Source organism: Polaromonas sp. (assembly GCF_012927455.1).
Classification (GTDB): Bacteria; Pseudomonadota; Gammaproteobacteria; order Burkholderiales; family Burkholderiaceae_C; genus Polaromonas.
Genome location: NZ_JABBPE010000015.1, coordinates 338,767 through 364,376, shown reverse-complemented (window position 1 = coordinate 364,376; position 25,610 = coordinate 338,767). Strand labels below are relative to the sequence as shown.

Annotated in this window: 23 protein-coding genes; 13 read left to right on the top strand and 10 right to left on the bottom strand. The window is 62.0% G+C overall.

Translation table 11 applies throughout. From position 1 onward, the window contains the following. Positions 1–190: 190 nt before the first annotated feature. Entirely contained in the window at positions 191–1,171 is a 981-nt protein-coding gene (locus HHJ18_RS13885) for a tripartite tricarboxylate transporter substrate binding protein BugE (RefSeq protein WP_296916192.1), read from the bottom strand. Positions 1,172–1,284: 113 nt separating this feature from the next. Between HHJ18_RS13885 and HHJ18_RS13880 the strand changes: the two genes are divergently transcribed. Beyond that, the gene (locus HHJ18_RS13880) at positions 1,285–2,190 is read left to right on the top strand and encodes an AEC family transporter (protein WP_296916190.1); all 906 of its coding nucleotides are present in this window, start codon (positions 1,285–1,287) and stop codon (positions 2,188–2,190) included. Positions 2,191–2,326: 136 nt separating this feature from the next. On the opposite strand, the gene queG is transcribed toward HHJ18_RS13880, so the two are convergent. Next, the gene (queG, locus tag HHJ18_RS13875) at positions 2,327–3,376 is read right to left on the bottom strand and encodes a tRNA epoxyqueuosine(34) reductase QueG (RefSeq protein WP_296916622.1); all 1,050 of its coding nucleotides are present in this window, start codon (positions 3,374–3,376) and stop codon (positions 2,327–2,329) included. Positions 3,377–3,403: 27 nt separating this feature from the next. On the opposite strand from queG, the gene tsaE reads away from it, so the two are divergent. From tsaE to HHJ18_RS13860, 3 genes are all read left to right on the top strand, one after another. Next, on the top strand, positions 3,404–3,910 hold the full coding sequence (gene tsaE / locus HHJ18_RS13870) for a tRNA (adenosine(37)-N6)-threonylcarbamoyltransferase complex ATPase subunit type 1 TsaE (RefSeq protein WP_296916188.1): 507 nt from the start codon (positions 3,404–3,406) through the stop codon (positions 3,908–3,910). Further along, complete coding sequence (locus HHJ18_RS13865) at positions 3,907–5,349, top strand: N-acetylmuramoyl-L-alanine amidase (protein WP_296916185.1); 1,443 nt, start codon at positions 3,907–3,909, stop codon at positions 5,347–5,349. Before tsaE ends, HHJ18_RS13865 begins: the two co-directional genes overlap by 4 nt. Positions 5,350–5,550: 201 nt before the next feature. Beyond that, the gene (locus HHJ18_RS13860; RefSeq protein WP_296916183.1) at positions 5,551–5,766 is read left to right on the top strand and encodes a glycine zipper 2TM domain-containing protein; all 216 of its coding nucleotides are present in this window, start codon (positions 5,551–5,553) and stop codon (positions 5,764–5,766) included. A gap of 20 nt (positions 5,767–5,786) precedes the next feature. Here HHJ18_RS13860 and HHJ18_RS13855 read toward each other — a convergent pair whose 3' ends face one another. The 3 genes from HHJ18_RS13855 to HHJ18_RS13845 are packed head-to-tail and all read right to left on the bottom strand — an operon-like array spanning position 5,787 to position 8,435. After that, the gene (locus HHJ18_RS13855) at positions 5,787–6,260 is read right to left on the bottom strand and encodes an aromatic-ring-hydroxylating dioxygenase subunit beta (protein WP_296916181.1); all 474 of its coding nucleotides are present in this window, start codon (positions 6,258–6,260) and stop codon (positions 5,787–5,789) included. 53 nt (positions 6,261–6,313) lie between these two features. Next, complete coding sequence (locus HHJ18_RS13850) at positions 6,314–7,705, bottom strand: aromatic ring-hydroxylating dioxygenase subunit alpha (RefSeq protein ID WP_296916179.1); 1,392 nt, start codon at positions 7,703–7,705, stop codon at positions 6,314–6,316. Between the two features lie 49 nt (positions 7,706–7,754). Next, positions 7,755–8,435, bottom strand: a complete 681-nt coding sequence (locus HHJ18_RS13845; protein ID WP_296916177.1) for a DedA family protein — start codon at positions 8,433–8,435, stop codon at positions 7,755–7,757. 97 nt (positions 8,436–8,532) lie between these two features. On the opposite strand from HHJ18_RS13845, the gene mutL reads away from it, so the two are divergent. The 5 genes from mutL to HHJ18_RS13820 all read left to right on the top strand — a co-directional run bounded on the left by mutL (position 8,533) and on the right by HHJ18_RS13820 (position 14,458). Beyond that, on the top strand, positions 8,533–10,473 hold the full coding sequence (gene mutL, locus HHJ18_RS13840; protein ID WP_296916175.1) for a DNA mismatch repair endonuclease MutL: 1,941 nt from the start codon (positions 8,533–8,535) through the stop codon (positions 10,471–10,473). A gap of 32 nt (positions 10,474–10,505) precedes the next feature. Continuing rightward, a complete protein-coding gene (locus tag HHJ18_RS13835) occupies positions 10,506–11,360 on the top strand; it encodes an alpha/beta fold hydrolase (RefSeq protein WP_296916173.1) in 855 nt (284 codons plus the stop codon). Positions 11,361–11,443: 83 nt separating this feature from the next. After that, positions 11,444–12,733, top strand: a complete 1,290-nt coding sequence (locus HHJ18_RS13830) for a multidrug effflux MFS transporter (RefSeq protein WP_296916171.1) — start codon at positions 11,444–11,446, stop codon at positions 12,731–12,733. Continuing rightward, positions 12,711–13,814: a tRNA (adenosine(37)-N6)-dimethylallyltransferase MiaA gene (gene miaA / locus HHJ18_RS13825; RefSeq protein ID WP_296916168.1), complete on the top strand. Its 1,104-nt coding sequence runs from the start codon at positions 12,711–12,713 to the stop codon at positions 13,812–13,814. Before HHJ18_RS13830 ends, miaA begins: the two co-directional genes overlap by 23 nt. Next, entirely contained in the window at positions 13,811–14,458 is a 648-nt protein-coding gene (locus HHJ18_RS13820; protein ID WP_296916166.1) for an ABC transporter ATP-binding protein, read from the top strand. The genes miaA and HHJ18_RS13820 overlap by 4 nt, the downstream gene beginning before the upstream one ends. A gap of 48 nt (positions 14,459–14,506) precedes the next feature. Here the strand turns inward: HHJ18_RS13820 and HHJ18_RS13815 are convergent, their stop codons facing one another. Further along, a complete protein-coding gene (locus tag HHJ18_RS13815; protein ID WP_296916164.1) occupies positions 14,507–15,490 on the bottom strand; it encodes a threo-3-hydroxy-L-aspartate ammonia-lyase in 984 nt (327 codons plus the stop codon). Between the two features lie 24 nt (positions 15,491–15,514). Beyond that, positions 15,515–16,270 (bottom strand): GNAT family N-acetyltransferase, encoded by a 756-nt coding sequence (locus tag HHJ18_RS13810; protein WP_296916162.1) that lies wholly within the window; start codon positions 16,268–16,270, stop codon positions 15,515–15,517. Between the two features lie 61 nt (positions 16,271–16,331). Here HHJ18_RS13810 and HHJ18_RS13805 point away from each other — a divergent pair, with 61 nt between their 5' ends. After that, positions 16,332–18,932 (top strand): ABC transporter permease, encoded by a 2,601-nt coding sequence (locus HHJ18_RS13805; protein WP_296916161.1) that lies wholly within the window; start codon positions 16,332–16,334, stop codon positions 18,930–18,932. A gap of 690 nt (positions 18,933–19,622) precedes the next feature. Continuing rightward, on the top strand, positions 19,623–20,717 hold the full coding sequence (locus HHJ18_RS13800) for a carotenoid 1,2-hydratase (RefSeq protein ID WP_296916159.1): 1,095 nt from the start codon (positions 19,623–19,625) through the stop codon (positions 20,715–20,717). 913 nt (positions 20,718–21,630) lie between these two features. On the opposite strand, the gene HHJ18_RS13795 is transcribed toward HHJ18_RS13800, so the two are convergent. Both HHJ18_RS13795 and HHJ18_RS13790 read right to left on the bottom strand, forming a co-directional pair. Continuing rightward, on the bottom strand, positions 21,631–22,707 hold the full coding sequence (locus HHJ18_RS13795; RefSeq protein WP_296916157.1) for an alpha/beta fold hydrolase: 1,077 nt from the start codon (positions 22,705–22,707) through the stop codon (positions 21,631–21,633). Positions 22,708–22,734: 27 nt separating this feature from the next. Then, on the bottom strand, positions 22,735–22,878 hold the full coding sequence (locus HHJ18_RS13790; RefSeq protein WP_296916155.1) for a hypothetical protein: 144 nt from the start codon (positions 22,876–22,878) through the stop codon (positions 22,735–22,737). A 245-nt stretch (positions 22,879–23,123) separates the two neighbouring features. Here HHJ18_RS13790 and HHJ18_RS13785 point away from each other — a divergent pair, with 245 nt between their 5' ends. Beyond that, positions 23,124–24,125, top strand: coding sequence for an LLM class flavin-dependent oxidoreductase (locus HHJ18_RS13785; RefSeq protein WP_296916154.1), 1,002 nt, complete (start codon positions 23,124–23,126; stop codon positions 24,123–24,125). A gap of 157 nt (positions 24,126–24,282) precedes the next feature. Here the strand turns inward: HHJ18_RS13785 and HHJ18_RS13780 are convergent, their stop codons facing one another. After that, entirely contained in the window at positions 24,283–24,519 is a 237-nt protein-coding gene (locus HHJ18_RS13780) for a hypothetical protein (protein ID WP_296916153.1), read from the bottom strand. A 161-nt stretch (positions 24,520–24,680) separates the two neighbouring features. Here HHJ18_RS13780 and HHJ18_RS13775 point away from each other — a divergent pair, with 161 nt between their 5' ends. Then, positions 24,681–25,610: a LysR family transcriptional regulator gene (locus HHJ18_RS13775; RefSeq protein WP_296916151.1), complete on the top strand. Its 930-nt coding sequence runs from the start codon at positions 24,681–24,683 to the stop codon at positions 25,608–25,610.

The window sequence follows — 25,610 nt, the reverse complement described above, 5'->3', positions numbered from 1 at the left end:
TAGGACCGTCTGCAGGTTTGCCCGATCCCGAAGGCTATGAAGAAGACTGAATTTGCTATAAATACAATAGCAGCTTACGCCCGTATTCATTGGGCTATAGGCCAATATATCCTTCAAATTGGCAAAAAAAACGTCCCGACAAGCCAAAGCCTGCCGGGACGCAACAAAACAGAAGGAAAAACCGCTGCGCTTATTCGAGCTTGAGCTTGGCCGATTCGACCACCTTCTTGTACACCTCGAACTCTGCCTTGATCTGCGCGGCAAACTGATCGGGCGTATTGCCAATGACGAGCGAGCCGGTGTCTTCAATGCGTTTGCGAACTGCCGGATCCTCCAACGACTTTTTCACGCCGGCGCTGACCTTGTCAACCACCTCTTTCGGCAAGCCCTTGGGGCCCAGAATGCCGTAATACGCCATCCGGTTCACAGGCTCCAGCCCGACCTCCTTGAAGGTGGGCACGTCGGGCAGCACGGCCAGGCGTTCGGGTGCCGCCACCGCTATGGCAATCAGGCGCTTTTGCTGGATGAAGGGCAGCGCCGAAGGCAGGTTGTCAAAAATAATTGGGATCTGGCCCGCCACCGCGTCGTTTAATGCCGGACCGGAGCCCCGGTACGGTATGTGGGTAATGAAGGTGCCGCTCAGGCTCTTGTATAGCTCCATCTGCAGGTGCGCGATGCTGCCTGTGCCCGATGAGCCAAATGAGTATTTTCCCGGGTTCTTTTTGAGCTCAGCGACAAACTCCTTGTAGTTGCGGGCCGGGAAGCTGGGGTTCACCGCGATCACGTTGGGGGTCGCTGCGATGTTGATGATGGGCGTGAAATCCGTCAGCGTGTTGTACGGAATCTTTGGATTGATGGCCGGGTTGGACGCGGTAGTGGACACCGTCGCCACGCCCAGCGTGTACCCATCGGGCGCCGCCCGGGAAGTCTCCAGTGCACCGACCACGCCGCCGCCGCCAGCCTTGTTCTCAACGACAACCGTCTGGCCCAGCGCCTTGCCCAGTGGGTCGGCAACCACGCGGGCCACAATGTCGGTGGTGCCGCCAGGCGCAAACGGCACCTGGAGCTTGATGACCTTGCTGGGATAGGCCTGCGCCAAGGCAGAGCCCGCAGCGGCAGTCAAAGCCAGCGCAGACAAGGCAGACAGGGCAAACAGAAAGCGACGTTGCATGATCAGGTCCTTCAAAAAAATCAGATTGCCAATGCTAAATGCAAGCGAGGCATTCGGCTCTTGTGGATTACGCATAAGGGCAAACCCGAAAGCTTTGCGGTTATTCTCGATCGGTGAATTACGCGCAGCTCCTTTTCCCCGACTTCTCCCTCATTCTTTGTGGTTACCTGGTCTGCCGCTACACCGCGCTGAACCGCACGGTCTGGCAGCAGGTCGAAAGCCTGGTGTATTTCTTTCTGTTTCCGGTCTTGCTGTTCCACTCGATTGTCAGAAGCCCGCTGGATTTGCATGCGGCCTCCAGCCTGATCGCTGCGGGCCTGTTGCTAGGGCTGTCGGGCATCGCGCTGGCCTACAGCCTGCCCTATCTGCCTTGGCTGGGCAAAAAAATAGACCGACGCGAGCATGCGGCCAGCGCGCAGGTCGCGTTTCGCTTTAATTCCTTCATTGGCCTGGCGCTGGCCGAGCGATTGGCCGGCAGCGAGGGCCTGCTGCTGATTGCGGTGTTGATTGGCGTGTGCGTGCCGCTTTTCAATGTGGCGGCGGTGTGGCCCATGGTCAGGCACGCGCAGCGCGGCTTTCTGCGCGAGCTGGTGCGCAATCCGCTGATTCTGGCGACCGCCAGCGGACTGGCGGCGAATCTGCTGGGCTTTACGCTGCCGATCTGGCTGGAACCCACAGTGACGCGCATCGGTGCCGCATCGCTGGCGCTGGGCTTGATGGCGGCCGGCGCCGGCATGCAGTTTGGCCATCTGGCGCAGGCCAGAACGCTGGCGGTGGCGGTGCTTTCGATTAAGCACCTGCTGCTGCCCTTGTTGGCCATGGGTTTGTCCAAGGCGTTTGGCCTGACGGTCGCGCAGACCGCCGTGCTGCTGGCGTTTTCGGCGCTGCCCACCGCCTCCAGCGCCTATGTGCTGGCGGCGCGCATGGGTTACAACGGCGCCTATGTCGCGGGCCTGGTGACCTTGTCAACCTTGTTGGGAGTGCTGAGCCTGCCGTTTGCGCTGGGGGTGTTGCGCTAGCTGGTCGGTAGCAAGTCACCCAGGTTAACCCGGCTCGCTCAAATTTTGCTATAAATAGCATAGCTACCCGCACCCGTCCCTCATGGGCTACGGGCTTATTTCATTGGGGATTATTGAGATTTACTGCGCTACTGATCTATTGCAAAAGAGCCCACGCCACATGCTCCCTGACCAGCTCGCTCGGATGACTGGCCCGCGTTTGCAGCGCTGCGCGTATGTCGGCACCGCCCGCAACCGCCGCCCGCAGCGCGTTGCCCATGGCCACGGCAATGTTGCGCAGCCAGCGCTCATGGCCGATGCGGCGAATCGGGCTGCCTTCAGTCAACCGCAAAAACTCATCTTCGTTCCAGGCGAACAGCGTGACCAGCTGCTGCCCGCTCAGGCCTTGGCGCTCATCAAAGTCGGGCAGGCTGCTGCGCTGGGCGAACTTGTTCCAGGGGCAAATCAGCTGGCAATCGTCGCAACCGTAGATGCGGTTGCCCATCAGCGACCGCAGCTCCAGCGGAATCGGCCCGGCGTGCTCTATCGTCAGGTAAGAAATGCAGCGCCGGGCATCAAGCTGGTGCGGCGCAATGATGGCCCGGGTGGGGCACACGTCGATGCAGGCCTGGCAGCTGCCGCAGTGAGGCGTTACCGCTTCGCTGGGCGGCAGGGCCAGGTCCACGTAAATTTCACCCAGAAAAAACATCGATCCGGCTTCGCGATTGAGCAGCAGCGTGTGCTTGCCGCGCCAGCCCTGGCCGCTGCGCGCCGCCAGCTCGGCTTCAAGCACCGGGGCCGAATCGGTGAAAGCGCGGTGTCCCAGTTTTTCGACATGCGTGGCAATCTGTTCACTGAGTTTTTGCAGTCGGCCGCGCATGACCTTGTGGTAGTCGCGGCCCCGGGCGTACACCGACACAATGCCTTCGGCGGGGCGCTGCAGGCGGCCGAACTCAATGGCCTGCCACTCACCGGGTTGCGCCGGTGTGGCGGCCGGCAAATAGTCCATGCGTGCCGTGATGACACTGACCGTGCCCGGAATCAGCTCTGCCGGCCGCGCCCGTTTAAGCCCATGCGCGGCCATGTAATGCATGTCCCCATGAAAGCCCGCAGCCAGCCAGGCCGATAATCCCGGTTCGGCTGACGATAAATCAATGCCAGCCACGCCGATTTGTGAAAAACCAAGCTCGCGCGCCCATGTTTGGATTTGACTGACAAACTGATGATTGAATTGATGACTGTTAAGGACCACCCACTGATTGTAAAAAAAATTACCTGGCCGGATGAGGCGGCCACCCAGGCCTTTGCGCTGGCCCTGGCCCGGCAGCCGGCGATTGGCGGCGCGTTAATTGAGCTGCAAGGCGACCTGGGCGCAGGAAAAACCACCCTGGTGCGCCACCTGCTGAAGGGCCTGGGCGTGCAGGGCCGCATCAAAAGCCCGACCTACGCGGTGGTGGAACCCTACACGCCGGCGGCAAGCCATCCGCATTCCAGTCTGCAGTCGGAGCTGAACATCTGGCATTTTGATTTCTTTCGTTTCAATGATCCGCGCGAGTGGGAAGAAGCCGGCTTTCGCGATATTTTTGCCAACCCCGGGCTCAAGCTGGTCGAATGGCCAGAAAAGGCCGGCGACCATTTGCCGCAGCCCGACCTGCTTATCCATATTGAAGTGCTGGCCGACGAATCGCGCGTTGTCACACTGACGGCATACAGCGCCACCGGCGCGGAGTTGCTGGCATGACAGATTCAACCCCACCCCTTTATCTGAGCCGGCGCGGTGCCTTGCAACTGGGCAGCCTGGTGCTTTTGCTGGGTGTGCAGCAGATCGCGCGTGGCGCCACGATTGTGGCGGTGCGCGTCTGGCCCTCCAAAGACTACACACGCCTGACCATCGAATCCGATGGCGAGATCAAGGCCAAGCAGTTTTTTATACCCGAGCCGCCGCGCCTGGCGGTGGACATTGAAGGCATAGACTTGATTCCGGCCCTGCGCGAGCTGGTGGCCAAAGTGAAATCGGACGATCCGAACATTTCAGGCATTCGCGTCGGCCAGAATTCACCCGGCGTGGTGCGGCTGGTGATTGATCTGAAAAAGCCGATGCGGCCGCAGGTTTTCACCCTGCCCCCGGTGGCGGCTTACAAATATCGGCTGGTGTTTGATCTCTACCCGGCGCAGGCCGAAGACCCGCTGGAGGCGCTGATCGCCGAACGACTCGCGGGCAAGCCGGCGGCGGGCACCAGCCCTGCGGCGGGAGCAGAGCGCGATCCGCTCGGCGACCTGATCACCCGGCAGGCAGACAAGGCGGCGTCAGGCGCGCCTTTGGCTTCGGCCAGACCCGCCGACAACCAGGCGGGCGGCAGCGCTTCCCCGGAAAAAGACAGTACGGCAGACGCCGACGACGACATCTCCCCGGCTGAACTGGCTGCCGCTGCAAGAAGAAAAAGAGGCGGCAAAGGCCAGGACAAGACCGACCGGCTGGTTATCGTGGCACTCGACCCGGGCCATGGCGGCGAAGACCCGGGCGCCATTGGCCCCGGCGGCACGCGTGAGAAGGATGTGGTGCTGCAAATTGCGCACCGCCTGCGCGACCGCATCAACCAGCAGCCCAATATGCGCGCCTACCTCACGCGTGACGCGGATTTCTTCGTGCCGCTGCACATTCGCGTGCAAAAGGCGCGCCGCGTGCAGGCCGATTTGTTCATCAGCCTGCACGCTGACGCCTTCTTCAACGAACGGCCCCAGGGCGCCAGCGTGTTCGCGTTGAGCGAAAAAGGCGCCTCCAGCAGCGCCGCCCGCTGGATCGCCGACAAAGAGAATTCCGCCGATCTGGTGGGCGGCATCAACGTCAAAGCCAAGGACGCGCAGGTGCAAAGAGCGCTGCTTGACATGAGCACCACCGCGCAGATCAGCGACAGCCTGAAGCTGGGCAAGGCCATGCTCGGCGAGATCGGCCAGGTTGGCAGGCTGCACAAGCCACGGGTCGAGCAAGCCGGCTTTGCCGTACTTAAGGCGCCCGACATTCCCAGCGTGCTGGTGGAAACCGCCTTCATCAGCAACCCCGATGAAGAAGCCAGGCTGCGCAGTGACGCCTACCAGATCCAGCTCGCGGATGCGTTGATGCGCGGCATTTCGCGCTACTTTGCAAGAAACCCGCCGATGGCGCGCAACCGCGCCTTGTAGACCCGGGGCTGCACCATCCCGCTGCTTCGCAAGGAAAAATCGGCACAGCAGGACGACAGTTTGCAGTGCCCTTCTCCTACAGTCCCAAATTCCTTTTCGTCTTACATTAAATAGCAGGTTAAGGCAATGGCACGACGACAATATTGGACATGAGTGTTATTGGCACAGAGCCTGAAACTCTTAGCAAAGGCAAAAAATATGATGCATACAAAACTTTTCTTATCGATCGCAACGGCTTCCCTGATTGCCCTGACAGGCTGCGGAACCAGCCCGACCAATGCGCAAATTGGTACGGCCACGGGCGCCGTGCTGGGCGGTGTCGCAGGCAGTGCCGTATCGGGCGGAAGCACGCTGGGAACGGTGGGCGGAGCAGCCGCTGGCGCGGTGATAGGTAACGAGGTTGGCAAAAAACGCTGATTTTTAGAACTGCCCCGAAATCAAATCGGGTAAATCAGCGAGTTGAGAACCATCTCGCTGTCATACACGCAAAGGCGATTCCTGAATTTCAGCGAGTCGCCTTTTTTAATGATCTCGTCGATGTAACGGCCCACGTTGTAGACCTCGCTGACGCCGCCCGGCTTGGTGCGAAACACAGCGTAGTTGGACTCCGCGCAAATCTCCTCGCCCTGCTGCGACACAATGCGCGCCGAGCTGATGATGTGGCGCATGTAATAAGGGCCATGAAAGATGGTTTGCGTCACGCCGTAAACCCGGTCCTTCATCATGCCGCGGCTCTCCAGCGCCATCAGCCCCAGCGGCAACCCCCGGTCAAAATTCTCGCGCGCCTGCACCTTGTAACGACCGTCTTCCACAAAAAAATCCGGCCAGTCGACAAACCGAGCCTGGTCCAGCGCCGCGGCATAAGCGGCATTGAGCTGGTCGACCTGCAGTTGCAGCAGCAGTCGCTCCATCGCTTGCTCATTCGCTGGTGCATTTGCTGGCGAATTTGCTGGCGGATTTGAAGTCACAGGCTCATCACTTTCTTCCAGTAGGCATACATGCTGCGGATCAGGGTTTCGGTGACCATGTGTTCGGTCGCCTCCGTGCCGGTGCCGCCGAGTTCGCATAGCGTGGAGCCGCCTTCGCCCCACTGGCGAAAGCCGCCCTGGCTGAACTCGATCACCTCCCCGTCGTCAGCGCTGACAAAGCCTGCCGGGCCGAACAGGTTGGCCTGGCGCAGCCGCCGCTGCGTCATTTCGGGGTTGTCGTCGGCAAAACCAAAGTGCGTCCAGACAAAGTCAAACTCGCCTTCGCCGCGCGGCACGATGTGACGTGTGCTCAAAGAATTCACCTGCTGCTGGATGATCAGGCTTGGGAACAGCGTGATCATGGTGACCGTGGGCGTGATGGCCTGGCCGGGGTTAGACGGGTCATCAATCGTCCACCACGGCTCGGCCACCACATCAAGTAGGCGGTCATCATGCAGCGTCATGTTGGCCTTGAAAGACGTGACACCTGCCGTCACGTCAGAGGCGGCTCCCGCCCCTTTCACGGCGGCTTGCCCTGCCTCATTCCTGCGCGAAATCATCACCGCATGGCGGCCCTGCTGGTCCATTACCATGCGGCTTTTCTGGTCGGCCCGCCACAGGCCAAAGGTGACAAACCAGGTATGCAGCAGGCCGGGATGGTAGGGGTCTTTGATGTTTTCCATCATCAGCTTCCAGTTGCCCGGAATGCGCTGGCGGTTGTAGCCCAGCAGCGTGAGCTTTCTTGCGCCGTCAGGCCCCTTGAAGATGCGGTCCAGCCACGGCATCACCTGGGGCCCCAAGTAGTCTTGCAACGGCTCGGTGTCTTCGCTAAAGCTGGCAAACACCAGTCCGTGCAGCGTGGCGACGCGCAGCTTGGTCAGGCCGTGGTCTTTGATGTCGAAGTCTGCAGGCATGCCGCCGTTGATGCACTCACCGTGTTCGTCAACGGATTTCACACCGTCTTTGAACGGCAAGCCGGCCAGGTCACCGTTGAGCTTGTAGGTCCACTGGTGGTAGGGGCAAACGAAGCTGCGCGCGTTGCCGTGCGGCTGCTGGCAAAAGCGAACGCCTCGGTGCGCGCAGCGGTTTTCCACCACGCGAATGCCGTCGTCGGTGGCTTTGTCGCGGGGCGCTACGCGGTCGCGCACCAACAGCACTTGGCGTTCGCCAATATGCGCGAGCTTGTAGTCGCCTGTTTGCGGAATTTCGACCTCCAGCCCCACATAAGACCAGTGCCCGCCGTAAAAAATTTTCTTAAGCTCGCGTTGATAGAGCGCGGCATCCGTGTATACCCAAAAAGGTATCCGGCTCGACCCCTCAAAGGGCAGCCGGGTTCCAGGCTGATGATCGCGCTGCAGCACAGCGCTGGGGGGAATGGCTGCGTTCATGGCTCCTCCGCTCTAAATCAATGGCAAGGAAAATATTAGGCCGGCTTGTTTATTCCGGACCGGCAGGCGTTTCGGCCAGCCGACGTTCAGCCTGAACGTCGCGGCGGGCCTTGAAAGCGCCATAGACCACCATCAGCCCCGGGATGATGATCATGGCCCAGATGATCTTGCTCAGATTGTCCTTGACCCACATGAAGTTGCCAAAAAAGTAACCGGCACTGGTCAGCCCAAGCACCCAGATCAGGGCGCCGATCACATTGAAAGCGCTAAATCTGCCGCGGTTCATCTCTGCAACCCCAGCCACAAAAGGTGCAAAAGTCCGAATGAAAGGCATGAAGCGCGCCACGATGATGGTGACGCCGCCATAGCGCTCGTAAAAATTATGCGCCTGGTTGAAAGCCCGCTTGTTAAAGAACTTCGAGTCTTCCCATTGAAACACCTTGGGTCCGAAATAGCGGCCTATCGAATAATTGCACTGATCCCCCAGAACGGCTGCGGCTACCAGGACGCCCATGGCCAGCGGCAGGCTGATCAAACCCACACCACACAGCGCCCCGACGATGAACAGGAGCGAATCACCCGGCAAAAACGGCATGACGACCACGCCGGTTTCGACAAAAATAATCAGAAACAGCAGGGCGTAGACCCAGGCACCGTAACTGGTGACAAAGGCCTCCAGATACCTGTCAATGTGGAGGATGAAATCAATGAAAAAGGCAGCGAGTTCCATGAGAGCAATTCTGACAGGTCTGCAATCGACCCGGCCAGCGCCAGGCCGTGGCAAGACCGGGTCTGCGCCTAGAATCATTTTTTTCATCTGATCTTTCATGAACTCCCAGACCCAGGCCCCGCGCCGCCCCATTCGCGACCTTCCCGACGAACTGATCAGCCAGATTGCAGCGGGCGAAGTGGTTGAGCGGCCCGCCTCCGTGGTGCGTGAACTGGTGGACAACGCGCTGGACGCGGGCGCCAGCCAGGTGACGGTGCGGCTGTCGGCCGGCGGCGTGCGGCTGATTCTGGTGGAAGACGATGGCCAGGGCATTCCGCGCGAGGAGTTGCCGGTCGCCTTGCGGCGCCATGCCACCAGCAAAATTGCCTCGCTGCAAGACCTGGAGGCCGTGGGCACCATGGGCTTTAGAGGCGAGGCGCTGGCCGCCATCAACTCGATTGCCGACATGAGTGTGCTGTCCAGAACCGGGGATGCCGAGCATGCCTGGCAGCTCGATGGCCGCACTGGCGAGCTGAAGCCGGTGGCGCGCCATCAGGGCACCAGCGTGGAAGTGCGCGAGCTGTTTTACGCCACACCGGCCAGGCGCAAATTTTTAAAGACCGACGCCACCGAACTGGCGCACTGCATAGAAGCAGTGCGCCGCCATGCGCTGGTGCGGCCCGATGTGGGCTTTGCCATCTGGCACGAGGGCAAGCTGGTCGAGCAGTGGCGCGCCTGCGGCAAGGAACTGGCGCCTGAACTGGCTCAGCTGCAGCGCTTGGCCGACGTGCTGGGCAGTGAGTTTGTAGCGCAGTCGGTCGCCATCTTCCATGAAAGCTCGGCGCGCCGCGCAGATGGCCGGCCTGCCGTGCGGGTTTGGGGCCGCGCCGGCACGCCAAGCGCTGCGCGCTCGCGCGCCGACCAGCAGTTTGCCTATGTCAACGGCCGCTTCGTGCGCGACAAGGTGCTCTCGCACGCCGCGCGCAGCGCCTACGAAGACGTGCTGCATGGCCAGCGCCAGCCGGTCTATGCACTCTACATAGAGATGGACCCGGCCCGGGTCGACGTGAACGTGCACCCCACCAAAATCGAGGTGCGCTTTCGCGACAGCCGCGAGGTGCATCAGGCGGTGCGCCATGCCACAGAAGACGCGCTGGCCGCACCACGCGCCGGCTTGGCAGCGCAGGTGCCCGAAGAAGGCACCAGCACTGTCACCAATGCTTTTTTGGAGACAAATAGGGCCTACGCCCAACAGGTATGGGCGCAACCAGCTATCAATTTCGGAGCAAACCGGGGCAGCCGTGCGTCCGACTTTGAGGCCATGTGGCCCACGCCTGGCGGCGCCGTGGCCTCGGCGGCGGTCACCCCTTCGCCGGATAACTTTGCCCCGATTTCAGCAGCAACTGCCAATGCCGTTTCAAACCCTACGAGCACTCTTCCCGCAGGCGATTGGCCACTGGGCCGCGCCATCGCCCAGCTGCAAGGCATCTACGTATTGGCCGAAAACACGCAGGGCCTGGTCATCGTCGACATGCATGCCGCCCACGAGCGCATCGTCTATGAGCGGCTAAAAAGCCAGCTCGACACCTCAAACAGCCCAGGCAGCACGGGTGCAGGCCGTATCGCCAGCCAGCCGCTGCTGATTCCGGCCACCTTTGCAGCCAGCCCGCAGGAAGTGGCCACCGCCGAAGCCAGTGCCGAAACACTAAACACGCTGGGTCTTGAGATCACGCCTTTTTCCCCCAGAACGCTTGCCGTGCGCGCCGTGCCCACCAGTCTGGCGGCGGGCGACGCGGTAGAACTCGCCCGCAGCGTGCTCGCCGAGCTGGCGCAGCACGAGGCCAGCACGGTGATTCAGCGCGCGCAAAACGAGTTGCTGTCAACCATGGCCTGCCACGGCGCTGTGCGCGCCAACCGAAAACTCACGCTAGACGAAATGAACGCCCTACTGCGCCAGATGGAAGCGACCGAGCGCTCCGACCAGTGCAACCACGGACGGCCCACCTGGCGGCAGGTCAGCATCAGGGAACTCGACAGCCTGTTTATGCGCGGGCGATGAACTTTCCGGCCGCCAACTGATCCATAAAGCACATGAAACGCTGGCGCATCTTTACATCCTTTTGCATCTCGCTGGCTTTGATGGCGGGCTGTGTCACCCTCGACGAGAAGCAGAGAAGCTGGATTTTTCAGCCGAGCGACCGCAGCTGGGGTGCGGGCGCCTCCGCCGCCGTGGGTATGGACGAGGTCTGGATTGATTTCCAGGCCAAAACCGGCGAGCCCCAGGCCAGGCTGAACGGCCTGTGGCTGCCGGCCAGCCAGCCGGGCACGGCTACGGCCCGGCACTCGCCGGTGCTGCTTTATCTGCACGGCGCGCGCTTCAACGTCACCGGCTCGGCACCGCGCATGCGCCGTATGCAGGAGCTCGGCTTTTCGGTGCTGGCCATTGACTACCGCGGTTTTGGCAAAAGTACCCCGATACTGCCGTCCGAAGCGTCGGCCTACGAAGACGCACGCGCCGCCTGGGACTGGCTGGCAAAAAAGTACCCGGACCGTCCGCGTTACATCTTCGGCCACTCGCTGGGTGGCTCGATTGCGATTAACCTCGCAACCGACGTACCTGACGAGAGCGGCACGATAGTCGAAGGGGCTTTCACATCCATTGCCGACGTGGTCAGCACAACCGAATGGGGCTGGGTGCCGATATCGCTATTGATCACCCAGCGTTTTGATGCGATCGACAAGGTCGGCAAAATCGGTTCGCCGCTACTGGTGGTGCACGGTGGCGAAGACCGCATGATTCTGCCTAACCTGGGGCGCAAGCTATTTGATGCGGCCGCGCAGCCCAAGCTGTTCATGCTGGTCGCTGGGGGCTCACACCACAACACCAACCAGGTCGGCCAGCCACAATACCGGCAGGCGCTGGCCCAGTTGTTTGACATGAAGTAAAGAGGTAAGGGCCTTGCCGCCGCAAAAGCCGGGGAGCTGGTGCGACGCCACCCAGGGCCGGGCAATCTGATACGCTCAAACGGATGTCTGCCCCCGCCCCGACTGCTTCAACGGCCCCCTCCAGCCCAAGCACTTCCTCTGCACCCGCTGCGGTCGCGCCGCCGGCCATGTCGGCTGGCCTAATAGTGCTGATTTTGTCAATGCTGCTCGGCATACAACCGGTCACCACCGACTTGTACTTGCCCGCCCTGCCCGCGCTGACCGAAGGCTTCGGCACGAACATGTCTCAGGCCCAGCTCACGCTCAGTGCTTTACTGCTGGCTTTTGGCACGTCGCAACTGATCTGGGGCCCGCTGTCCGACCGTTTCGGCCGCCGTCCCATCCTGCTGTGGGGGCTGGCTGGCTACACGCTGGCCTCGGTCGGCAGCACGCTGGCGCCTTCCATGGCGCTGCTGATTGTCTGGCGCGTCATGCAAGGCGCCGCCATGGGCGCGGTCGTGATGTGCGCACGCGCCATCGTGCGCGACCTTTACCTGCCCACAGAGGGCGCCCGCATCATGTCCAAGGGTTTGAGCGGCCTGGGTGTGTTGGCCTGCTTCAGCGCCCCGCTGGGCGGCCTGCTGTCACAGCTGTACGGCTGGCGTGCCGCGTTGCTGGCGGTCACACTCTTCGGCGTCTGTACGCTGGTGCTGATCAGCCTGCGCTTCAAGGAAACCTTGCAGCAAAAAAACCCGCAGGCACTGCGCCCGGCCACGCTGCTGCGCACCTGGGTGCATATCTGCGGCAACCCCACGTTTGTGGCGTTCTCAGCGCTGTCGGCGGCGTCGTACGGTGGGTTGTTCACTTTTCTGGCCACCTCGTCGTTTGTCTTCATCCAGGTGCTGGGTTTAAGCAAGACGCAGTACGGCCTGGTATTGTTTTCCATGTGCTTTTTCTACCTGACCGGCACGTTTGTCTGCCGCCGTCTGCTGCCGCGTTTTGGCGTGCGCAATTCGGTGGCAATTGCGGCTAGCCTGAGCTTGGCCGGCGGCACGCTGATGGGCGTGCTGGCCTGGGCCGGCGTGCAAAATGTCTGGGCCATCATGCTGCCCTACTACCTCTTCATGCTGGCCCATGGCATACACCAGCCCTGCGGCCAAAGCGGCGCGGTCGGTCCTTTTCCCGGAGCGGCCGGCGCGGCATCGGCGATAAACGGCTTTTTGATGATGGTGGTGGCGTTTGCCATGGGCGGCTGGCTGGGCACGCAGATGGATGGCACGGTGCGCCCGCTGACTAATGGCGTGTGGTTCTGGAGCGTGCTGATTGCCGCCGTGGCCTGGACGGTGGTCAGAAAATACGGAGAGCCCGCGCATGACGCCCCCGCAAAATCCTGACCAAGCACGAGAGGGGGCCAGCTTCACCGCCGGGCCGCCCCAAGGTAAAACAGCCCCCCCGCGGGGCAGCGCTGCACGCGAAGCGGCAAGCGTGGGGGCCAGATACCTTGCGCTGGCCGGCCCGACCGCGGCGGGAAAAACCGCAGCCGCCCTGGCCATTGCGCAGCACTACCCGGTGGAAATCATCAGCGTCGATTCAGCGCTGGTCTACCGCAGCATGGACATCGGTACAGCCAAACCTGCGGACGACGAACTGGCCGCCGTGCCGCACCATCTGATTGACATTCGCGACCCGCTCAACGCCTACAGCGCCGCCGAATTTGTCGCCGATGCCACGCGGTTGATTGAGGATATCCACGCGCGCGGCAAGCTGCCGTTGCTGGTGGGCGGCACCATGCTGTATTTCAAGGCGCTGTTTGACGGGCTGGACGACATGCCCAAGGCCGACCCTGCCGTGCGTGCGCTGCTGGCCAGTGAAGCTGTAGCCAAGGGCTGGCCAGCGCTGCACGAGGAGCTGGCGCAAGTGGACCCGGTGACGGCCAACCGGCTGGCGCCCAACGACGCGCAGCGCATCTCGCGCGCGCTCGAGGTGTACCGGCTGTCGGGCCAGCCGCTGGCATTCTTTCACCAGCGTAATGCTATAAAAAGCATAGCTTCTTGCGCCCATGAAAAAAGGGCTACAGCTCTTATTTCCCTAGAACCGGCGGACCGCGCATGGCTCCACGGCCGCATCGCCGAGCGTTTTGACGCCATGCTGGCGGCGGGCTTCATCGACGAAGTCAAAGCCTTGCGCGCACGCGGTGATTTAACGCCCGATCTGCCATCCATGCGCTGCGTCGGCTACCGCCAGGCCTGGGAACTACTAGACGCGCACGAGGCGGGCGGAGCGCGCGGTAATCTCCTTCCGAAAGAACTGAACGAGCTGCGAGACAAAGGCATTTTTGCCACGCGCCAGCTCGCCAAACGCCAGATCACCTGGCTGCGCTCGATGCCCCAGCGGTGTGTGGTGGCCTGCGACGACCCAAGCGCGCTGCAGCAGGTGCTGGCGCGGGTGAAGGCGCAAGTCGAGGCCTGGCCATGAGCCTGCAGATCAGGGGCCTGGCCAAGCGTTACGGCGAGACCGTGGTGTTCCGCCATGTCTCGCTCGACGTGGCGCCCGGCGAATTCGTCGCCATCGTGGGCGAATCGGGCGTCGGCAAATCGACGTTGCTTAACTGCATGGCCGGGTTGGACAGCTGGGATGAAGGCTCGGTCACGCTGCACGGCGCCGTGCTGGCCACGCTGTCGGACGATGACCGCGCGCTGCTGCGGCGCCGCCATGTCGGCTTTGTGTTTCAGGCCTTTCATGTGTTGCCGCATCTGGACGTGTCGCAAAACGTGGCGCTGCCCCTGCTGCTGCTCAACCAACCCGACGACGCCCGGGTGCAAGCCATGCTGGACGCGGTCGGCCTGGCGGGACTGGGCCGGCGGCTGCCGCAGCAACTCAGTGGCGGGCAACTGCAGCGCGTGGCGATTGCCAGAGCCCTGGTGCACCGCCCCAGCCTGCTGCTGGCCGACGAGCCCACCGGCAACCTCGACCCCAGCACCGCCGCCCGGGTGATGGACGCGCTGATTGCGCAAACCCGCGAACACGGCGCGTCGCTGGTACTGGTCACGCATTCCGAGGCTGCTGCCGCGCGGGCTGACCGCCGGCTGCACCTGAGCGCCGACGGCATCGCACCTTAGTCGTGCTTGGCGTTGCTTAACCTCAGTAAATATCGCAACCCGCCCGCCTCAGCACGCTGCCAGCAACTCGGCGTAGCGCGCCATGTCCACATTGCCGCCGCTCACGATCACGCCGACGCGCACACCCTGCATTGCCCGCTCCGCCTCACTCGCCTCACTCGCCGCGCAAGCCGCCGCAAAGGCCAGGCAACCGGTCGGCTCCACCACCATCTTCATGCGCTCCGCAAAAAAGCGCATGGCCTCAATCAGCTGCGCATCGCTGACGGTGAGGATGCCCGTTACATCGCGCTGGATGATGGCGAAGGTGTACGCGCCCAGGTGCTGGGTCTGCGCGCCGTCGGCAATGGTCTTGGGCGTTGCGATGTGCACGATGTGGCCGGCGCGCAGCGACTGCTGGCCGTCGTTGCCGGCCTCGGGTTCGACCCCGTAAACCTGGCACTGCGGCGCAAGTGCGCGCGCGGCCAGCGCCGAGCCGCTGGTCAGCCCCCCGCCTCCCAGGCACACGTAAAGGCGATCCAGCGGACCGGTTTCTTCCATCAGCTCTTTCACCGCCGTGCCTTGGCCGGCAATCACATCGGGGTGGTCGTAGGGCGGGATCAGCGTCATGCCGCGCTCTGCGGCCAGCCGCTGCGCCAGCGCCACGCGGTCTTCGGTGAAGCGGTCATACAACACCACTTCTGCGTCATAGCCGCGCGTGGCGGCCAGCTTGGCGGCCGGCGCGTCCTGCGGCATCACGATCAACGCGGGCATGGCCAGCAGCCGCGCCGCCAGCGCCACAGCCTGCGCATGATTGCCCGACGAGAACGCAATCGCACCGGCGCTGCGCTGCGCGGCGTCGAACTTGGCCAGCGCATTGAAGGCACCACGGAACTTGAATGCGCCGGTGCGCTGAAAGTTTTCGCACTTGAAAAAAAACTGGGCGCCCCAGCGCGCGTCAGCCGTGGCCGAGCGCAGCACCGGCGTGCGGTGCGCATGGCCTTCGAGTCGGTAGGCGGCGGCCAAAATGTCCTGATAGGTCGGTAAAGAGCGCATTTCGGGAGCTTAGCGCAATGGCTTTCAGAGCGCTGGCTTGCGCCAGTACTCATATGTCCATGCCAGCGAAAAACCGGCTCGTCCGTACAAAAGCCGGGCTCTGGTGTTGGCGGCCTCCACCTGCAAAAAGACCGGCTCGAAACCACGCGCTTGTGCTTCGCTGGCAAACGCGCACAAGATGCGACTGGCCAGCCCCAAGCCGCTATGGCCGGGCACGGTACGCATACCGTGCACACTGGCCCAGCCGTGGCTGAAACTGGCCGCCCCCGCTGCCACGGCCCGACCCTCCACATAAACCGTCGCAAACACGGCCTGCCTGGCACGGGCAAGAATCTGTGTCCGGCTGGCCCCATCGACAGGGTCAAAGCCCTCATTCAGAAAGACTGACACCCACGCTTGGTCGGGCACCGCCGTCAGGTTCACGCTCGCGCCAGCACCAAGGCCGCCGGGCAGTTGAGCCATGGCGCGGGCGGTGCCTACCTGAACCTGCGTCGGCTGATTCGCGACGAAGCCGCGTTTCGTCAGCTCATCACAAACGCCCTTAAAGCGGCTGTCCGTGGGAATACGAAACACCGGGTTAAGCTCGAACTCCATAAAGCGCCCCTCGATGGCAGCCACCGCCGCGCGATCGGGTTCGATGTGTTGCAGGGGTGCGGCACTGTGCGCCCTGCCCACCCTACCCGGATCAAGCCCCAGCAGCCAACCTGGAAGTTCCTCCGTGGCCAAGGGGGGAAACGCGTCCTGGGTGGCGCGTTCAATCGATTCAACGTCAGGATTCATGCTGAAGATTTTGCCTTAGCCTATTGCACAAGGGAGATCGACCGCGCTGCACAATGTCTGTATGCGCGCTCTACTCCGTACTTTTTCCTGGCAAGAGCTTCGCCATCACCCCTGGCGCAACGCTGCCGCCGTGGTGGCCGTGATGCTGGGCGTGGCACTGGCGTTTTCGGTGCAGCTGATCAACGCGTCGGCACTCAGCGAGTTTTCGCAGGCGGTGCGCGCCGTTAACGGCCAGCCCGATCTGGAACTGCGCGCCGTGCAAGGCAACTTTGACGAAGCGGTGTATGCACGCGTGGCCAATCACCCGCTGGTTGCGCTCGCCAGCCCGGTGCTTGAAATCTCGACGTACGCGCTGACCGACCAGTCTTCACCAATTGAACAGCCAGCACGCCAGCCGCTGCGCATCATAGGCGTCGATGTGCTGGCGGTGGCGTCTATTGCGCCGGCGCTGATGCCGGTTCCGGCTGCTACCAGCGATCGCCTGGCGATCTTTGCGCCCGGCACGGTGTTTCTGAACCCGGCCGCCCGGCAGTTGCTCACTGCGCCCAAGCTGCGCCTGCAAAGCGGTCTGCAACTGCTCCCCGTGACGGTCGCCGGCACGGTGAGCGCAGGCGGCGGCCCGCTCGCCGTGATGGACATTGCAGCCGTGCAGGAGCTGTTTGGCAAGGCTGGCGAACTGTCGCGCATAGATGTGCGGCTCAAGCCCGGCAGCGATGCGCGCAGCTTCATTGCCGCGCTGCAACTGCCGCCCAATATCAGCGCCAGCGCGCCCGGCGATGCGGCCGAGCGCGTCAGCAACCTGTCGCGCGCCTACCGCGTCAACCTCACGGTGCTGGCGCTGGTGGCGCTCTTCACTGGCGCGTTCCTGGTGTTTTCGGTGCTGTCGCTCAGCGTGGCCAAGCGGGCGCAGCAGTTTGCGCTGCTCGGCGTGCTGGGCCTGACCGGGCGCGAGCGGCTGCAACTGGTGCTGATCGAATCGCTTGGGCTGGGGCTGATCGGCAGTGTGGCCGGCATTGCGCTGGGAACCGCGCTGGCGGCGCTGGCGCTTCGACTGCTCGGCGGTGACCTGGGCGGCGGCTACTTTGCTGGCGTCGCGCCTACGCTGCAGTGGAGTGGTTGGTCTGCGTTGACGTATGGCGCGCTAGGTGTGGCGGCAGCGGGCGTCGGCGGCTGGTGGCCGGCGCGGGCGGCGCAAAAGCTGCCACCTGCGCAAACCCTCAAAGGCTTGGGCCTGGCCACGGGCGCCGCTACGGCGCGCTGGCTTAGTATTGTTTTGATAGCTGCTGGCGCCCTGCTGGCGCTGCTTCCGCCGGTATTTGGCATCCCGCTGGCGGCTTATTTGGCAGTCGGGCTGCTGTTGGTGGGCGGCATCACGGCGCTGCCCTGGCTGATTGCGCTGCTGTACGACCGGCTCAGCCCCTGGGTCGCGCAGCGTCTGCTGCCTCTGCTGGCGGTGGAGCGCGCGCGCAGGGTGCGCGAAAGCGCGGCAGTCGCCGTCAGCGGCGTGGTGGCATCGCTGAGTCTGGCCGTGGCGCTGACCGTGATGGTGGCAAGTTTTCGCGATTCAGTCACGCATTGGCTCGACGTGGTGCTGCCCGCCGACCTGTACGTGCGCACCGCGCTGGGCAGCGCGGCCAGCGACACGGCGTATTTTTCGCCCGAGTTTGTCAAAGCGTTAAGCGGCGTGCCGGGTGTGGCGCGCGTAAGCGGTTTGCGCAGCACGCAGTTGCTGTTGGACCCTGAAAAACCAGCTGTCACGCTGATTGCACGCCCCATCGATGACCCGGCCAATTCCCTGCCGCTGGTCGGCGCTGCGCTGCCCGTGCCACCGGGCCACGTCGCCATCTACGTCAGCGAAGCAATGGTGGATCTGTATGGCGCCCGGCCGGGCAGCGTTTTTCAACCAATTTCACAAGCTTTTAGTGCTCTAGCCCAATCAGGAAGGGCGCAAGCAGCTCCTGATTTGATAGCACAGAGCAACCCAACATCAGCCCCGGTGTTTTTCGTCGCCGGGGTGTGGCGCGACTATGCCCGCCAGTTTGGTGCCATCACCATCGCGCAACGCGACTTTGAACAGCTGACCGGCGACCAGCGCGTCAACGATCTGGCGCTGTGGCTGAACGGCACTGCCCCGGATGCCCAGGTGCAACAAGCGATACGCGGCCTGGCCGAACAGCAGTCGGGCGGCGGTGCGCTGCTGGAGATGGCCTCGGTCAGCCAGATACGTGCCAACTCCCTGAAAATTTTTGACCGCAGCTTTGCCGTGACCTACTGGCTGCAGGGCGTGGCGATTGCGATTGGGCTGTTTGGCGTGGCCGCCAGTTTCAGCGCGCAGGTGCTGGCGCGCCGCAAGGAATTTGGCTTGTTGGCGCACCTGGGCCTGACGCGGCGGCAGATCCTCAGCGTGGTGGCGGGTGAAGGCGCGGCCTGGACGGTGATAGGCGCTTTGGCCGGCCTGGGCCTGGGTTTGGCCGTTTCCGCGGTGCTGGTGCATGTGGTCAATCCACAAAGCTTTCACTGGACCATGGACCTGCAGGTGCCTTGGCTTCGCCTGTTGGCACTGTGCGCCGCTGTGATGGTGGCCGGCACCCTGACCGCCTGGCTGGCCGGGCGCGCGGCGGCGGGCAAGGATGCGGTGCTGGCGGTGAAGGAAGACTGGTAGGCAAGCGACGGCAAGAAAGAGACAGCTCTGCTGCACCGCAGCAAATACTTTTTTACTTACATCAGTCACATTTTATGACGCAGATTGTCATCGCGAGGCCACATACGGCCCGTACCATGAAGGTCCACTACGACGAGGGCTTCATCATGGCTTACGCTAACGCGCCTCCCCACAATTACCGTATTGAAAGCAGGGACCCCTTGACGGGTAGCCTGTTGCCTCCCCCCACCTTCTCACATCTCTACGCGGACGCTTCACTGGCCGTCGCCGTGGCGGTCAAAAGCGTCGCCGACCCGACACGACAGGAAGTGCGGGTGGTACACATACCCAGCGGTGAGGTGGTTTTCAGAAGTACTTTTCGGTGAACTGGTTTTTAACCATCGTCACCCATCACGTCTTTTCAACTCGCAGGTTCTCAAAAACAGCGCCGGTGCGGCGTCTCTCGTACAACCTGTGTAATCTCATGTTTCCTGATCGGCAGCCTGACTGCATGAATTGGCGTCATGGCAGCTGCTCGACATCACCAGATTTCCAGCATAGCGAATGCGATTCCTCGATCGCCTCGTAAAAATGGTGCATGGTACGGTTTTTTCAGTTGTCCAGGCTTTTGGTTCCATTGGCTAACCGCTCGATAAGACTTTGATGCAGATCAGGCAGCGGGCTTGAGGTTTTTAACTGAGAATCCAGCAGATGCTTCTGCCACAGTTTCAGCCCAAGCCCCATAGCTTGCTGCGCCGTCGCTTGTTAATGGGCGGCGTAGCGGCGGGGCTGGCCGAATGGCACGACCACGCCAACGCCCTGCCCTCAAAGGCACTGGTCTTCCCGCGTGACAGGGGATCGCATCCCGACTTTCGCACCGAGTGGTGGTACATCACCGGTCAAGCCATGTCGGGCAACCGTCTGTTTGGTTTTCAGCTGACATTTTTTCGCTCAAGAGTCGATGCCACGCAAGGCATGACCTCAAAATTCGCCGCCAGGCAACTGCTCTTTGCGCATGCCGCCATCACCGATGTGCAGGGCAAGAAACTCTGGCATGACCAGCGCATTGCGCGCGATGGCTTCGGCGTGGCTTCTGCCAGTGAGCAGGATATGGGCGTCAAGCTGCGTGATTGGTTGCTGCAAGCGCAAGGACGGCGCTATACGGCTGAGCTGCCTGCCACCGACTTTGGCCTCAAGCTCCAATTTGATGAAACGCAGCCCGTTGTGCTGCAGGGCAAACAAGGCCTGTCACGCAAAGGGCCAGAAGAAAAACAGGCGAGTTACTACTACAGCGCCCCACAGCTGGCCGCTCGCGGCACACTGCAAATCAAGGGGCAAAGTTATGAGGTCAGCGGCAAGGCCTGGCTGGACCATGAGTGGAGTGAACAGGTGTTGCACCCCGACGCAACCGGCTGGGACTGGATGGGCATGAATCTGGATGACGGCAGTGCATTGACGGCCTTTCGGCTGCGCGACAAGGATAGCAACGCGCTCTGGGACGGGGGTTCATTCAGATCATCGAAAAACGAGCTCTATATCTTCAACCGTGGTGAGGTGATTTTCAAACCGGTGCGCCGCTGGAAAAGCCCGCTAAGCCAAGCCAGCTACCCGGTGGAATGGATAGTTCGCACGCCCGCCGATTTTTACACCGTCAGAGCCCTGATAGACAACCAGGAACTGGACAGCCGTAACTCTACTGGTGCGATTTACTGGGAAGGCCTGAGTGAGTTGATTGACAGCAACGGCAAGCGCGTCGGCAGCGGCTATCTGGAAATGACGGGCTACGCACAGCCTTTGAAACTATAGAGAAGTGAGAGATTGATAGCCGTAAAAAGCAAATTGGTGAAAGCCACGAAGCGGCTTTCACCAATTGAAGACAATTGCAGAATTTAGCGGCAGTGTCCTGGACGTCTAGGCCAACCCGGACACTCTATGCGCTCCTGCTGCGCGATAAGAACTTACTTCGCAGGAGGGACAACAATCACTGTGTCGCCAGTTTTTCCGGGTTCACCTTTGCTGCCGTCTGTACCCATTGCGCCAGTCGATCCGGTGGCGCCGGTAGAACCGGTGGATCCCGTGGCGCCAGTCGATCCGGTGGCGCCGCTAGATCCTGTGGCGCCAGTTGGGCCAGGTACGGCCACACCGGCACCGGTATCACCAGTAGCCCCGGTAGAACCAGAAGATCCAGTAGCACCCGTTGCGCCAGCGGGACCGGGAACCGTCACAACCGGTGCAGGCGTGGTGACCGTTTTTTCACAAGCGGTAAGACCCAGCATCGCGACCATTGCGGCCAACAGTAATGAATATTTCATCGTAATCCTTATTGAGTGAGAGAAAAATACGTACACAAGGGTACGTAGGCAGCTGCTTCCTGCCCGTCCGTGAGTTGCTTGAAAATTATTCCTGCCACGGACAACAGGATCAACCTTCAATCTATCCGAGAAGTTCAGCGCGCGCTGTAGGACGATCCCACGATTGAGTGTCCGCGCACGGGGCCAATGAAGGCTCCTGGCGTCTTGTAGCGGCCATTGAGAAAAAGATTACAGCGTTAATTCACCAGCGCTTGCTTGCAAGACTTCGCTTTTGAGCAGCCGTCGACAGCCGGGCAACAGCATGCCGGGATTGGCGCTGGTATTGAAGGCGCTGACCAAATGGTCTGCCGTCATCAGCGTGACCGTCCGATCCGTGACTCCCGGCATAAGGCACCGAAGCTTTCCGCTTACTGTCCAAGCTTGGGGGCGTTTTGCAACAAGTCCGCAAGGTGGCGCGCCCAGAGTTTGGCTTGTTGACCTGTTGTGCCATGGCCGGCAGTGGTTTCACTCGCCAGCAAAATCACGTAGCGTCCATTCGTCACGCGCTTGACCTCGTTTTGCAACAGGCCCAGCTCCGGCGGGTTGCGTTCGTCATCGGCCGAGTTGATGGCAAGCAGCGCCGCCTGAATTTTCTCCAGCCCGGGTGACGGGTTGTAGTCGCGCGAGGAATCCCACTGATACAGGTGGTCATTCGCGTCGCCAGCGAACGGCGCGTTCAGGCGCTGGTTGAGCAACTGGTCGGCCTTCTCGCGCGTGGGCGCCGCCTTATAAAGCGCCTGCGTTCCGCCGTTGCTTGCAAAGGCATAGAACACCGAAGCGAATTGCAAGCTTTTGGGCTGCTTGGTGTAGTTGCCGTTCATCCACTCCGGGTCGTTGCGAATCGAATCGACGATAAGGCGGCGCATGATCCAGTTGCGGCTCGCCATTTCGGTAGGCAGCGAGGCCATCGGCACCAGCGCGTCCATGAACGCGGGGTAGCGCTGTCCCCATATCCAGGTTTGCATGCCACCCATCGAGTTACCTATGACCAAGCGCAGATGCTTGACGCCCAGATGCTCTTTCACCAGCCGGTATTGCGCGTCAACCATGTCGTCATAGTTGTACTGCGGAAATTTGGCGCGCAGTCCGTCTGAGGGTTTACTGGATTTTCCGGTGCCAATTGCGTCCGGAAGGATGACGTAGTAACGGCGCGCATCCAGCGCTTGTCCGGGGCCGAACAGCTCACCGCCGAAGCCCGGCGTGATCATGCTGGCGCCTGAGCCGGTGGTGCCATGCAACACCAGCACCGGCTCGCCGGTGGGCTCACCCACCGTGGTGAAGTTCAGGCGCAACTCGGGCAGCGTTTCACCGGTGTGAAAGCGAAAGTCACGCACGACCCAACTGCCTTCTTTAGGTACGGGAAAGTCCGCCGCCCATATCGAAGAGCCAATCAGGCAAAAAACCGCGCTGCAAGCCGCACGGGCAAGCGCTTTAAAAAACATCATGGTGGTGTCCTTAACTTGTTGACTCGGTCAATGCAGCACCGTACTGCGCTGTGCAACGTTGATCAGCGCCGCAGCGTTGAGCAGCCACGTCAGGCCGCTGGCCTGCGGCTTTTTGATCACGTATGAGGCGACAGTTTCATCCATCACGATGCGCGCGATGCGGGGCATCATAGAAAGTCGAAAAAATCTCATTTTTGTCTCCGTATTTTTATACGTTCGCGCATGCGTCTGGCGCACCACGCACTGTTTGAGAAAGTGTATCGGATGGCATGAAAATCTGTCCATCGGCAACAGCCTGGGAAGGCAGGGAAATCCCGTGGTTCTGTATGCAGTACGGGGTCATGGCCTTTGGTCACTACCCACCACCAGAGCCCCGACCGCAGCGCGGGCAAGCGCTGCGCACGACAATCCATACCATGAAAGCACTAAAAAATATCGCACTGTCCATGCTTGATCTGGTAGCCGTCCGCGAAGGCGGCACGGTAGCCGATGCGCTGGCCCTTGCCCTGCGCACGGCGCAACATGCCGAGTCACTCGGCTTCGCGCGCTACTGGCTGGCCGAACATCACAACATGCCGGGCATTGCCAGTTCAGCCACCGCTGTACTGGTGGGCTATATCGCCGGAGGCACGCAGCGCATCCGCGTCGGTTCGGGCGGCGTCATGCTGCCCAACCACGCGCCGCTGGTGGTGGCCGAGGCCTTCGGCACACTGGCCGAGCTGTACCCGGGTCGCATCGACTTGGGCCTGGGACGCGCACCCGGCACAGACCAGGCCACGATGCGGGCGCTGCGGCGCGATCGGGCAGAAACTGAAAATGACTTTCCGCGCGATGTCGCAGAGCTGCAGCACCTGCTGGGCCCGGCGCAGCCCGGCCAGCGCCTGATTGCCATGCCGGGCGCGGGCACCAATGTGCCAATCTGGTTGCTAGGTTCCAGCCTGTTTTCTGCGCAGCTGGCCGCCGAGCGTGGCCTGCCCTACGCCTTTGCATCGCACTTTGCGCCCGGCCTGCTGCTGCAGGCGATTGCGCTGTACCGCAGCCGCTTCCAGCCCTCGGCCACGTTGGCCCAACCGCATGTGGCGATTGGCGTGCCGCTGATTGCGGCGCCCACCGACGAGGAGGCAGACTACCTGGCCAGCAGCACTTACCAGCGCGTACTGGGAATTTTGACGGGCCAGCGAAGCGGCCTGCCACCGCCGGTGGCGCACTTCATGGCGCAGCGCCATCCGCAAGAGCGTGCCGCCATTGACGACTTTTTGGCCGCCGCGGTGATAGGCGGCCCCGAGACGGTGAAGCGTGGCTTGAACGCGCTGGCGCAGGCTACGGACGCCGACGAATTCATGCTGGTGTGCGACATTTTTGACCCGGCCTTGCGGCTGCGTTCGCTGGACATCGCCGCCGCTGCGCGCGCCGACTGACGCGCCCGGCCCTTAATCCCGCCGGGCTTCGGTGTGTCCGATGCCCGATGCCTGCCTCGTTTTGCCGCCCGGCGCTGTCCCGGGGTTTGACCCACAGTACAAATCGCGCAGTGACCGGCCCACGGGCCCGCGCCCGCTCAGGCACAGCCTGTCGGGCTCAATAGTCCGCGCGCATCAGCCGCTGGGCGCGAACGCTCATATTGCCGCGGATGTCAGCAGTCAGCCAGGGAAAGCGCTGGTCGCTGCTGATATCCGGCACGACGGCCGGCGCTGTAAAGATCGCTTGCGCGGCGTTCAAAACCCTGCGGACCAGGGACAAAGCGGGCGACCTGCGTTTGCCTACGGACGGTGCGGTGGCATCGGCAGGGCCGGCGAACAGTGCGGTGCGGGTCATGGAGCTTCCTTTCAAAGGGCACGAACGGCAGAAGAAAGATTGCCGAAACAGTAGCCATGAAGCAAATGTAGGGTTAACTACTACAAAAGTAAAATGACTTATATTGCATTTCAGTGCAATTTTTTTGTTTTATAAATTGACTACAGTCGGGAGCCGACGACATGGATATCAACCTCGCCCGTACCTTTCTTGAGATCGTGTCAAGCCACAGCTTTGCCCAGGCTGCAGAGCGGCTGCATGTCACCCAGACGGCGGTCAGCGCGCGCGTGAAGACGCTGGAGGAGTTGCTGGGGCGCCAGCTTTTCGTGAGGAACAAGACCGGCGCATCGCTGACTGCGGCGGGTGAGCAGTTCCTTCGCCATGCCATGACGCTGGTACAGGTCTGGGAGCGTGCCCGCCAGCAGATGGCCGTGCCGTCCGGGCGCCGCGCGCTGGTTATGGTCGGCTGTGAAATCAGCCTCTGGCAACCCTTGCTGCTCGACTGGCTGCTCTGGATGCGCCGTGGCGCGCCCGACCTGGCGCTGCGCACCGAGATCGGCATTGCCGAAGATCTGCTTGAGCGCGTGGCCAATGGAACACTGGACATCGTCATTGCCTATGCGCCACGGCAGCGCCCCGGTTTGCGGGTCGAACTGCTGATAGAGGAAAAGCTGGTGCTGGTCGCCACGTCCCCCGGCCTGCAAGCGCCGCTGGCGGCCGATTATGTGTACGTGGACTGGGGCCGCGAGTTTGCGGCGCAGCACAGCCTGGCGTTTCCCGAGCTGTCAAGCGTCGGCGTGTCTTCTAGCCTGGGCCCGCTCGGACTGGAGTATCTGCTTGCAGTTGGCGGCGCAGGCTATTTCCGGCAAAACGTGGTGCACCAGCACATCAGCGATGGACGGCTGCACCGCGTGCCAGGCGCGCCTGAATTTCTATACCCGGCTTATGCCGTTTATGCGGCAGACGCGGATATGGCGGTACTGGCGCCTGCGCTGGCCGGACTGCGGCAGGCCGCTGCCGGGGCCGTGCGCCAGCAGAAGGCGCCAGAGGCCTTCAGGACAGCGAAAACAGGGAACAAGAAAAGCAGCAAGACCGCAACGCCTTCGCCTTAA

Bases quoted from the DNA above. Each gene is read 5' to 3' on its own strand.
- HHJ18_RS13885 (WP_296916192.1), bottom strand. From the start codon at position 1,171: ATGCAACGTCGCTTTCTGTTTGCCCTGTCTGCCTTGTCTGCGCTGGCT.
- tsaE (WP_296916188.1), top strand. From the start codon at position 3,404: ATGACTGTTAAGGACCACCCACTGATTGTAAAAAAAATTACCTGGCCG.
- HHJ18_RS13865 (WP_296916185.1), top strand. From the start codon at position 3,907: ATGACAGATTCAACCCCACCCCTTTATCTGAGCCGGCGCGGTGCCTTG.
- HHJ18_RS13860 (WP_296916183.1), top strand. From the start codon at position 5,551: ATGCATACAAAACTTTTCTTATCGATCGCAACGGCTTCCCTGATTGCC.
- HHJ18_RS13855 (WP_296916181.1), bottom strand. From the start codon at position 6,260: ATGGAGCGACTGCTGCTGCAACTGCAGGTCGACCAGCTCAATGCCGCT.
- HHJ18_RS13850 (WP_296916179.1), bottom strand. From the start codon at position 7,705: ATGAACGCAGCCATTCCCCCCAGCGCTGTGCTGCAGCGCGATCATCAG.
- HHJ18_RS13845 (WP_296916177.1), bottom strand. From the start codon at position 8,435: ATGGAACTCGCTGCCTTTTTCATTGATTTCATCCTCCACATTGACAGG.
- mutL (WP_296916175.1), top strand. From the start codon at position 8,533: ATGAACTCCCAGACCCAGGCCCCGCGCCGCCCCATTCGCGACCTTCCC.
- HHJ18_RS13835 (WP_296916173.1), top strand. From the start codon at position 10,506: ATGAAACGCTGGCGCATCTTTACATCCTTTTGCATCTCGCTGGCTTTG.
- HHJ18_RS13830 (WP_296916171.1), top strand. From the start codon at position 11,444: ATGTCTGCCCCCGCCCCGACTGCTTCAACGGCCCCCTCCAGCCCAAGC.
- miaA (WP_296916168.1), top strand. From the start codon at position 12,711: ATGACGCCCCCGCAAAATCCTGACCAAGCACGAGAGGGGGCCAGCTTC.
- HHJ18_RS13820 (WP_296916166.1), top strand. From the start codon at position 13,811: ATGAGCCTGCAGATCAGGGGCCTGGCCAAGCGTTACGGCGAGACCGTG.
- HHJ18_RS13815 (WP_296916164.1), bottom strand. From the start codon at position 15,490: ATGCGCTCTTTACCGACCTATCAGGACATTTTGGCCGCCGCCTACCGA.
- HHJ18_RS13810 (WP_296916162.1), bottom strand. From the start codon at position 16,270: ATGAATCCTGACGTTGAATCGATTGAACGCGCCACCCAGGACGCGTTT.
- HHJ18_RS13805 (WP_296916161.1), top strand. From the start codon at position 16,332: ATGCGCGCTCTACTCCGTACTTTTTCCTGGCAAGAGCTTCGCCATCAC.
- HHJ18_RS13800 (WP_296916159.1), top strand. From the start codon at position 19,623: ATGCTTCTGCCACAGTTTCAGCCCAAGCCCCATAGCTTGCTGCGCCGT.
- HHJ18_RS13795 (WP_296916157.1), bottom strand. From the start codon at position 22,707: ATGATGTTTTTTAAAGCGCTTGCCCGTGCGGCTTGCAGCGCGGTTTTT.
- HHJ18_RS13790 (WP_296916155.1), bottom strand. From the start codon at position 22,878: ATGATGCCCCGCATCGCGCGCATCGTGATGGATGAAACTGTCGCCTCA.
- HHJ18_RS13785 (WP_296916154.1), top strand. From the start codon at position 23,124: ATGAAAGCACTAAAAAATATCGCACTGTCCATGCTTGATCTGGTAGCC.
- HHJ18_RS13780 (WP_296916153.1), bottom strand. From the start codon at position 24,519: ATGACCCGCACCGCACTGTTCGCCGGCCCTGCCGATGCCACCGCACCG.
- HHJ18_RS13775 (WP_296916151.1), top strand. From the start codon at position 24,681: ATGGATATCAACCTCGCCCGTACCTTTCTTGAGATCGTGTCAAGCCAC.